The sequence below is a fragment of the Acidiphilium sp. AL genome, from assembly GCF_025499445.1.
Taxonomy (GTDB): Bacteria; Pseudomonadota; Alphaproteobacteria; order Acetobacterales; family Acetobacteraceae; genus Acidiphilium; species Acidiphilium iwatense.
Genome location: NZ_JAIMBZ010000074.1, coordinates 1 through 8,321 on the forward strand (window position 1 = coordinate 1; position 8,321 = coordinate 8,321).

At 67.0% G+C, this 8,321-nt stretch carries 5 protein-coding genes; 3 read left to right on the plus strand and 2 right to left on the minus strand.

Going from position 1 to position 8,321, the window contains the following annotated elements; genetic code table 11:
* Positions 1-143: 143 nt before the first annotated feature.
* Both AiwAL_RS19340 and AiwAL_RS19345 read right to left on the minus strand, forming a co-directional pair.
* Positions 144-533 carry a type II toxin-antitoxin system VapC family toxin gene (locus AiwAL_RS19340; protein WP_262313390.1) on the minus strand — a complete coding sequence of 130 codons (390 nt, stop codon included), beginning with the start codon at positions 531-533 and terminating at the stop codon, positions 144-146.
* Positions 514-795 (minus strand): AbrB/MazE/SpoVT family DNA-binding domain-containing protein, encoded by a 282-nt coding sequence (locus AiwAL_RS19345; RefSeq protein ID WP_262313391.1) that lies wholly within the window; start codon positions 793-795, stop codon positions 514-516. The genes AiwAL_RS19340 and AiwAL_RS19345 overlap by 20 nt, the downstream gene beginning before the upstream one ends.
* Before the next feature lie 192 nt (positions 796-987).
* Between AiwAL_RS19345 and AiwAL_RS19350 the strand changes: the two genes are divergently transcribed.
* From AiwAL_RS19350 to AiwAL_RS19360, 3 genes are all read left to right on the plus strand, one after another.
* Positions 988-5,529, plus strand: a complete 4,542-nt coding sequence (locus AiwAL_RS19350; protein WP_262313392.1) for a strawberry notch-like NTP hydrolase domain-containing protein — start codon at positions 988-990, stop codon at positions 5,527-5,529.
* A 12-nt stretch (positions 5,530-5,541) separates the two neighbouring features.
* Positions 5,542-6,663 (plus strand): toprim domain-containing protein, encoded by a 1,122-nt coding sequence (locus AiwAL_RS19355; RefSeq protein WP_262313393.1) that lies wholly within the window; start codon positions 5,542-5,544, stop codon positions 6,661-6,663.
* Between the two features lie 410 nt (positions 6,664-7,073).
* The gene (locus AiwAL_RS19360; protein ID WP_262313394.1) at positions 7,074-8,039 is read left to right on the plus strand and encodes a DUF2493 domain-containing protein; all 966 of its coding nucleotides are present in this window, start codon (positions 7,074-7,076) and stop codon (positions 8,037-8,039) included.
* Positions 8,040-8,321: the final 282 nt, after the last annotated feature.

Below are 8,321 nucleotides of genomic sequence, written 5' to 3' on the forward strand. Positions count from 1 at the left end.
GCGGCCGGATGGCTCCGGTGGCGTTGCGGTGCTGATCGCGGCGGGTGCGATCCTCGGCAAATTCACGAAGGACATCCTCGTGGAGTTCCGCATGGAGAAGAAGTTTGGCGTCGCCGATGGTCCGCCTGAAGCCGGTGATGCGCCTACGGTACCCGAACCTTGATTGCGCCGAGTCGATTGGCCGCCCGCACAAAGCGCTGGTCGAAACTGACAAAGGCGTCGCAACCGATCGCCTTCGCCAGATGCAGCGCATCGGCGAAATCCATACCCGCTTCCATCCAGTCCAGCGCCTGGGCGGTCAGACCCGCATCCTCGATCGTGACGTGCGGAAGACCCGCGAAGGCGCGCAGTGCCTTGGCGAGCCGATCGGCGGCATAACCATAGATGCTGCGCAGCACCCACTCGCTCTCGAGCAGGACCGTCGTGCAGACGAACACATCCTCGCTGTCGATCAGCGCTCGCGCCTGTGCTGACTGCCGGGGATGATCGCCGGTGAGATAGCGGACGATCAGATTAGTATCGATTGCGACCATGCCGCCGCTTCGTTTCCGCGGCGATTGCCGCGTCCATTTCCGCCAGGGTCTTTGGCGCCCCGATCGGGGGAAGCGAGGCGAAGACATCGGCCCCCCGGGTCGGCGCGAAGATCGGCGCAGCCTTCAGCAGAACACCGTCGGCCGTGTCTTCCACGACCAGCCGTGTGCCGGCGTCCCAATGCCGCTGCTCGCGGATGGTCTTGGGCAGGATGACCTGGCCCTTGGTCGATACGGTGGTCGTCAGTCTCTCAGGCGACGCCATGGCGGTGCTCCGCGGAGGAGGTAAGACGCTAGTAAGATAGGGAAAGAGCGGCGATGATGCAAGCGGGTTTGGCGCGCGTCGCATGGTTGGTCCAGGCTCAGAGGGAGAGCCTGGCCGGGAGCGAGGTGAGACCCGGCGGGTGAAGAGAGCGCGTGCCAGGTCCATCCCCCCTCGCTCTCGGAGATCCTCCTGATGAATTTTTTTGCTCCTGCCGCTGCGCAGGAAGCGGCCCCGTTGCCGCTGTTCCGGGACCAACCTCGACCGGATCCGGCGTCGGCCCTGTTCCAGGTCGCCGGTAGTTTGGTACGGAGCCTCGGTCAGGGCCGTGCGCTCGACACCCGCGCCCTCCGCGCCGCCATGGCGGCTGCCTTCGGTGCGTCCGATGCCGAAGGGGCCTGGGACTGGAAGTCCGCCTATGATTCCTGCGAGGCGGCCCAGATCCTGTTCCTGCGCAAATTCGGCGCCGCGATGCGCGCAAGGGCAGGGTCGCCGGGCGGGTTCCTCGCCATGCTGGCCAAGGTCGCGACACTGGTGCCGACACAGACACGGCGATCCGAGGAGAGCAATGCTCTCCAGCAGTTTTCGACGCCGATCGGGCTTGGTTTCGCGGCGGCGATTGCGGCGGCGATTACCCCGGCCGATCTCGTGCTCGAGCCGTCGGCCGGCACCGGCCTGCTTGCCATTTTCGCGGAGCTTGCCGGCGCGCGCTTGGCGCTCAACGAGATCGCGGATCAGCGCGCCGGGCTGATCGGTGCCCTGTTTCCGGGGGTGGCGGTGACGCGGCACGACGCGGCGCAGATCCATGATTACCTCGATCCCGCGATCGCGCCGTCAGTCGTTCTGATGAACCCGCCCTTTTCGGCCGGGGCCCATGTCGAGGGGCGGGTCGCCGATGCCGCCCTGCGCCACATGTCTTCAGCCTTGGCGCGTCTCACCCCAGGCGGCCGCCTGGTCGCGATCACCGGAGCCAGCCTGTCGCCCGAGAATCCCGCTTGGCACAAAAGCTTCGTGCGGCTGCAGGAGCGCGGCCGGGTGGTGTTTTCGGCGGCCGTCGATGGCCGCGCCTATGCCCGCCACGGCACCACTGTCGATACCAGGCTGACCGTGATCGACCGCGTGCCCGCCGACGATCCCACCAAGTTTCCGCCATCGCGAGGCGTCGCGCCCGATCCGGCGGCCTTGCTCGACTGGGTCATCGCCGGTGTGCCGCCGCGCCCGGCTTTGATGGTCGCAGCACCGGCTCTGCCGACGACCGCTGTGACATCGCCGACACTGGCGTCGGAACCGCTACCGGCACCGGCGACAATGACACTGGTGCCAGCACGGTCTGCGCCACCACCGCCGCCGTCGGCGAAATCGACGACATCGGTGACATCGGCACCCACACTCGCACCGGCACTGTCGCTCGACCCGGCCCCGGTCATTGCCACGTTGCCAGCGCCGCGGATAAATTCATGTCCCGCTCGGGTCTTCACGTCGTCAAAAACCCCTGCACCGTCAGCGCCAAATCCTGCCGAAGCCGTCGAACTCGCCTATGAACAATGCGACTGGGCGCCGTCTCGGAACGGCACGATCACCGACGCGCTCTACGAGGGCTATACGCTCCAGTCGATCCGCATCCCCGGCGCACGCCCGCATCCGACCCAGCTGGTGCAGTCGGCGGCAATGGCCTCCGTGGCACCGCCCAAGCCGCGCTACCGGCCGCATCTGCCGCCGTCCGCCGTCACCGATGGCCTGCTGTCCGATGCCCAACTCGAAAGCGTCATCTATGCCGGGGAAGCCCATGCCGGTCATCTCGCCGGTTCCTGGATCGTCGACGAGACGTTTGACGTCGTTTCCGCGGCATCCGACGATGCGGAGGCCGGAGCAAAATTCCGGCGCGGCTGGTTCCTCGGTGACGGCACCGGTGCTGGGAAGGGCCGTCAGGTCGCCGGTATCGTCCTCGACAACTGGCTGAAAGGCCGGCGCCACGCGGTCTGGGTTTCCAAGTCCGACAAGCTGATCGAGGACGCCCAGCGCGATTGGGCGGCGCTGGGTCAGGAGCGCCTTCTGATAACCCCGCTCTCCCGGTTCAAGCAGGGCACGCCGATCCGCCTTGCGGAAGGGATCCTCTTCACGACCTATGCCACGCTGCGCTCCGAGGCGCGCGAGACCAAGGCATCACGCCTTCAGCAGATCATCGACTGGCTCGGCCGCGATTTCGACGGCGTGATGGTGTTCGACGAATCCCACGCCATGGCCAATGCCGCCGGTGAAAAATCCGAGCGCGGCGACAAGGCACCATCGCAACAGGGCCGCGCCGGGCTGCGGCTGCAGCACGCCCTGCCCAACGCCCGCGTGGTCTACGTCTCCGCGACCGGCGCCACCGCGGTCCACAACCTCGCCTACGCCCAGCGGCTCGGGCTCTGGGGTGGTGCGGATTTCCCGTTCGCCACCCGTGCCGAGTTCGTCCAGGCGATCGAGGCCGGTGGTGTCGCCGCCATGGAAGTGCTGGCACGCGACTTGAAGGCACTCGGTCTCTATGCGGCGCGGTCGCTCTCTTACGAGGGCGTCGAGTATGAGTTGGTCGAACACGTGCTGACCGAGGGCCAGACCCGGATCTATGACGCCTATGCCGGCGCGTTCCAGATCATCCACAACAACCTGACCGAAGCGCTGAACGCCGCCAACGTCACCGGTGAACGCGGCACGCTGAACGCCCAGGCCAAATCCGCCGCGCGCTCGGCCTTCGAGAGTGCCAAGCAGCGTTTCTTCTCCCACCTGATCACCTCGATGAAGGCGACCACGCTGATCGCTTCGGTCGAGCGCGATCTCGCCGCCGGTCATGCCGCGATCATCCAGATCGTCTCGACCGGCGAGGCGCTGACCGAACGCCGGCTCGCCGAGATCCCAACCGAGGACTGGGGCGACGTCCAGGTCGATATCACGCCACGCGAATACGTCCTGGATTATCTCGCGCATTCCTTCCCGACCCAACTCTACGAGCCATTCACCGACGACGAGGGCAATCTCTCCTCGCGGCCGATGTTTCTCGACGGCCAGCCGGTCCAGTGCCGCGAGGCGGTCGAACGGCGCGACCGGATGATCGAACGGCTCGCCGCCCTGACCCCGGTCCAGGGTGCCCTCGACCAGATCGTCCAGCGCTTCGGCACCGATCGGGTTGCCGAGGTCACCGGCCGCTCGCGCCGCATCGTGCGCAAGCACGGAGCGGACGGCTCGGATCGTCTCGTCGTGGAGAACCGCGCCGGTTCGGCCAATCTGGCAGAAGCCCAGGCCTTCATGGATGACGAGAAGCGTATCCTGGTGTTTTCTGACGCCGGCGGCACCGGCCGTTCGTATCACGCCGATCTCGGCGCCAAAAACCAGCGTCTGCGCGTGCATTATCTGCTCGAAGCTGGCTGGAAGGCCGATACCGCGATCCAGGGCCTCGGCCGTTCCAACCGCACCAACCAGGCGCAGCCACCGTTATTCCGCCCGATGGCGACCAACGTCAAAGCCGAGAAGCGGTTTCTCTCGACCATCGCGCGCCGGCTCGACACGCTGGGCGCGATCACCAAGGGCCAGCGTCAGACCGGCGGCCAAGGCTTGTTCCGCGCCGACGACAATCTGGAATCGGTCTATGGCCGCGCCGCCCTGCGCCAGCTTTATATGCTCCTCTACACCGGCAGGATCGAAACCTGCTCGCTCCAGGCGTTCGAGGACGCGACCGGGCTGAAGCTCACCGATCAGGACGGCAGCCTGCGCGAGGATCTGCCGCCGATCACCACCTTCCTCAATCGCCTGCTGGCGCTGACCATCGACCTGCAGAATACAATTTTTGCCGTATTCGAGGGGCTTCTCACCGCCAAGATCGAGGGCGCTATTGTCTCCGGCACCTATGATCTCGGCGTCGAGACGCTGACTGCCGAGAGCCTGACGATCACCGAACGCCGGGCCCTCTATGCGCATCCTGAGACCGGCGCGGAAACCCGGATCTTCGCCATTGCCCGGCGAGACCGCAACAAGCCGCTCAGCCTCGACGCGGTGCTGGCACAGGCGAACGATCCGCGCGTTGTTCTGCTCCTCAACACCCAGTCTGGCCGTGCCGCCGTGCAGGTGCCGGCACCGAGCCTGATGCTCGACGACGGTGAGGTCGAGCGCCGCGTCCGCCTGGTGCGGCCGATGGAGCGGATCGCCATGCCGCTCGGCAGTCTCGCCCAGACGCATTGGCGGGAAGCCGAGCAAAAATCCTTCATCGCCGCCTGGGAGCAGGAGGTCGCGAGCGTTCCCGCGTTCACCGCCAGCACCATCCACATCGTCACCGGTCTTTTGCTGCCGATCTGGCGGCGCCTGCCCCAGGACAGTTGCCGGGTCTATCGCTTGCAGACCGACGACGGCGAACGGGTGATCGGCCGCCTGGTCTCGCCGGCCTGGGTCGCCCAGGCGGTCGAGGTGGACACGCCATCGCTCTCGCCGGACGATGCGTGGTCGGCACTACTGGACGGACGGACCATCCTCGAACTCGCCGGCGGGTTGCAATTGCGTCGGGTCAAGGCGATGGGCGAGTTCCGCATCGAACTGACCGGCTTCACCGACGGCATGGTCGACCGGTTGAAAGCGATGGGTCTCGTCTCTGAGATCATCACCTGGAAGTTGCGGCTCTTCATACCGATGGGCGTCAACGGACCGGCGATCCTCGGCACCGTACTGGATCGCTATCCGCTTGTGCGTGTCGCTGACAAAGCCTCACTTTGAGCGGAGAAAACCATGGTTTGCCCTGCCGCCGAATTGGCGCGCCGCCTCGCGCGCGATGCTGAGGCCGTGTGTCGTTCCTATCTCTCCAACGGCCGCCGCCAGGGAAACTACTGGATCGCCGGCGACGTCCATGACACACCGGGACGCAGCCTCTATGTCCGGCTCCATGGACCCGAATTCGGTCCTGGAGCAGCCGGCAAATGGACTGACGCGATGACCGGCGAACACGGCGATCTGCTCGACCTCATAGCCGCCAGCCGGGGTTTCGGTCAGTTGCACGACGCGCTTGCCGAGGCGCGTGTCTTTCTCTCCCTGCCGCGTCCGGAATCCCCTCAGAGCTCTTCACCACGGACGGCAGGGTCTTCGCTGCGGTCACGGGCTTCATCGGCAGTGCCGGCCGCCGCGCCGAGCGGGCCGCTCACGGGCGGATCCGGCGAAGCCGCGCGTCGTCTGTTTCAGGCCGGGCGACCGATCATCGGTACGCCGGCCGAAGCGTATCTCCGCGCCCGCGGCATTTTTGCGCCGCTCGATGCATCAAACCTGCGCTACCATCCGGCGGTCTACTACCGCGCGCATGAGGGGGTGCCGCGCCAAGTCTGGCCGGCACTGCTGGCCGCGGTGACCGATTCCGAGGGCCGCATCACCGGCGTGCATCGCACCTGGCTCGATCCCGCCCGTCCCGCCAAGGCACCGCTGGCCGATCCGCGGCGCGCGCTCGGTCATCTGCTCGGCAATGGTGTGCGCTTCGGCACCGCCCGCGACGTGCTGGCCGCTGGCGAAGGGCTCGAAACCATCCTCTCCCTGAAGTCGGTGCTGCCCGCTCTGCCGATGATCGCCGGGCTCTCGGCCAATCATCTCGCCGCGCTTTGGCTCCCACCGCCGCTGCGCCGGCTCTATGTCGCCCGTGACAATGACGAAGCCGGACGTCTTGCAGCGGAACGGCTGCGGATACGCGGCGCGGCGTCGGGCCTCGAGGTCCGCGACCTCGCGCCGGTCCTGGACGATTTCAACACCGATCTGGTGCAGCTGGGCCCGGCCGCAATGCTCTGCTCACTGGTACCGCAGCTCGTCCCCGCTGACCGGGTGCGGTTTGTGCCGCGCGAATTCCGCCGGGGTGGACGTGGCGGAACCTGAGGTTCGGCAGTACCGGGATCGGCCGGGAGCAGGGCAGGGTGGGGACGTGCTGGCTTGCCCTGCCGGACGAGCGCCGCGCCCACGGCCTTCCCGAGCGGGCGATCTGCCGGAGGCGGCGCCGGCCCGCAATGGCGCCGAGCGGCTATTTTCCGCCGCCGGGCAAGATCACTCCCCGCGGCAGGCCGCGCGGAGGCTCCGATTGTCCACCCCATCGCGCGGGCGCGATGGGGGCGCAGATGCCCGGCTTTGCATCGCGAAACAAAATAGCCGCCCGGCTGCCATCCTCCGCTGTGCTCCGGCCCTGGCCGTCCCGCACGGGGCGGCTGCCGGTGCGGGCCGTCTCCGCCTCCGGCCAGGGATCGCCCGTGAAGGCCGCGATGGGCGCGGTCCCCGGCAGAAAGGCGCACGCCATGACCCCCTCCCTGTTCCCCTGCGACGACACCGGCACCGAGACCGGGGCCGGAGCAGAACACCACGCCGCTTCCCCAACCGCGCAGTTGCTCGACGAACTGGCGCTCTACGGCTACCGCCCCGGTCCGGACGAGCCCGATCCGCGACCGCTGCCGGACACCGACATCGCGCAGGCCCAGCTTGCCGATGTTTTCGGCGCGTTCGGCACGATGCTGGCCGGCACAAGCCTCGAGGACGACCTGCCCGACCTGCTCTGGTCCATGGTCAATCTGTTCCATCGCAAGATCGACCGCATCGAGCGCGATCTCGACGGCAACGAGCAGGCACAGCGCCGCAGTCAAGCCGAGCAGAACGGCTCGGAAGTCAAATCCGTCGAGCTTGAGCGCCTGATCGATCAGGGTCTCGCCCTTATCGAGCGCCGCAACGGTTTCGAATTCTTCCGTGACCATGCCGCCGAACTGTTCGAAGCCGCGACCGGCGCGGCCTGGCGCCCGCGTGCCGGGTCCATCGTCAACCATCGCACACTCACCGCCGCGATGATCGACAGCCGCGATTTTCTCGCGGCAAAACGCCGCGCCGAGACCGAGTTGCTGGTTCCCGCGGGCACCCGCATCGCCTTCACCGGCGGTCCCGACTGCAACGACCATCAGCGCATCTGGGCCGTGCTCGACAAGGCGCGCGCCAAGCATCCCGACATGGTGCTGCTGCATGGCGGCAGTCCCAAAGGCGCCGAGCGCATCGCCGCCTGTTGGGCCGATAGCCGCAAGGTGGCGCAGGTCGTCTTCAAGCCCGACTGGGCCAAACACCGCAATGCCGCACCGTTCAAGCGCAACGATCAGATGCTCGACGCGTTGCCAACGGGGCTCATCGCCTTCCCAGGCTCGGGCATCTCCGCCAACCTCACCGACAAGGCCCGCAAGCTCGGCATCCCGGTCTGGCGCTTCAGCGAGGACGGCGCCCAATAGGCGCCGACCTGGCCATCGCATCGTCTACGATGGCAATACTGTTCCCCGCGACGCCCAGGCGTTCACCTTCGAGCGGGTCGATCTTGGTAGCGCGGGTATCGTGCCGGACGATCCAGATTCCGGCGAACGCGAAGAGCGGCCGGTTGCCGTCAAGCGCGACCAGACCAAAGTGAAGGCGCGCGATTTCGGGTGAGTCTTTGAGTCCTATTGCTGATGATTCCGGGCTCGGTGGCCGATCACATGGTCACATTTTCTCACGACCAGATGCTGAGGCTCACTGCA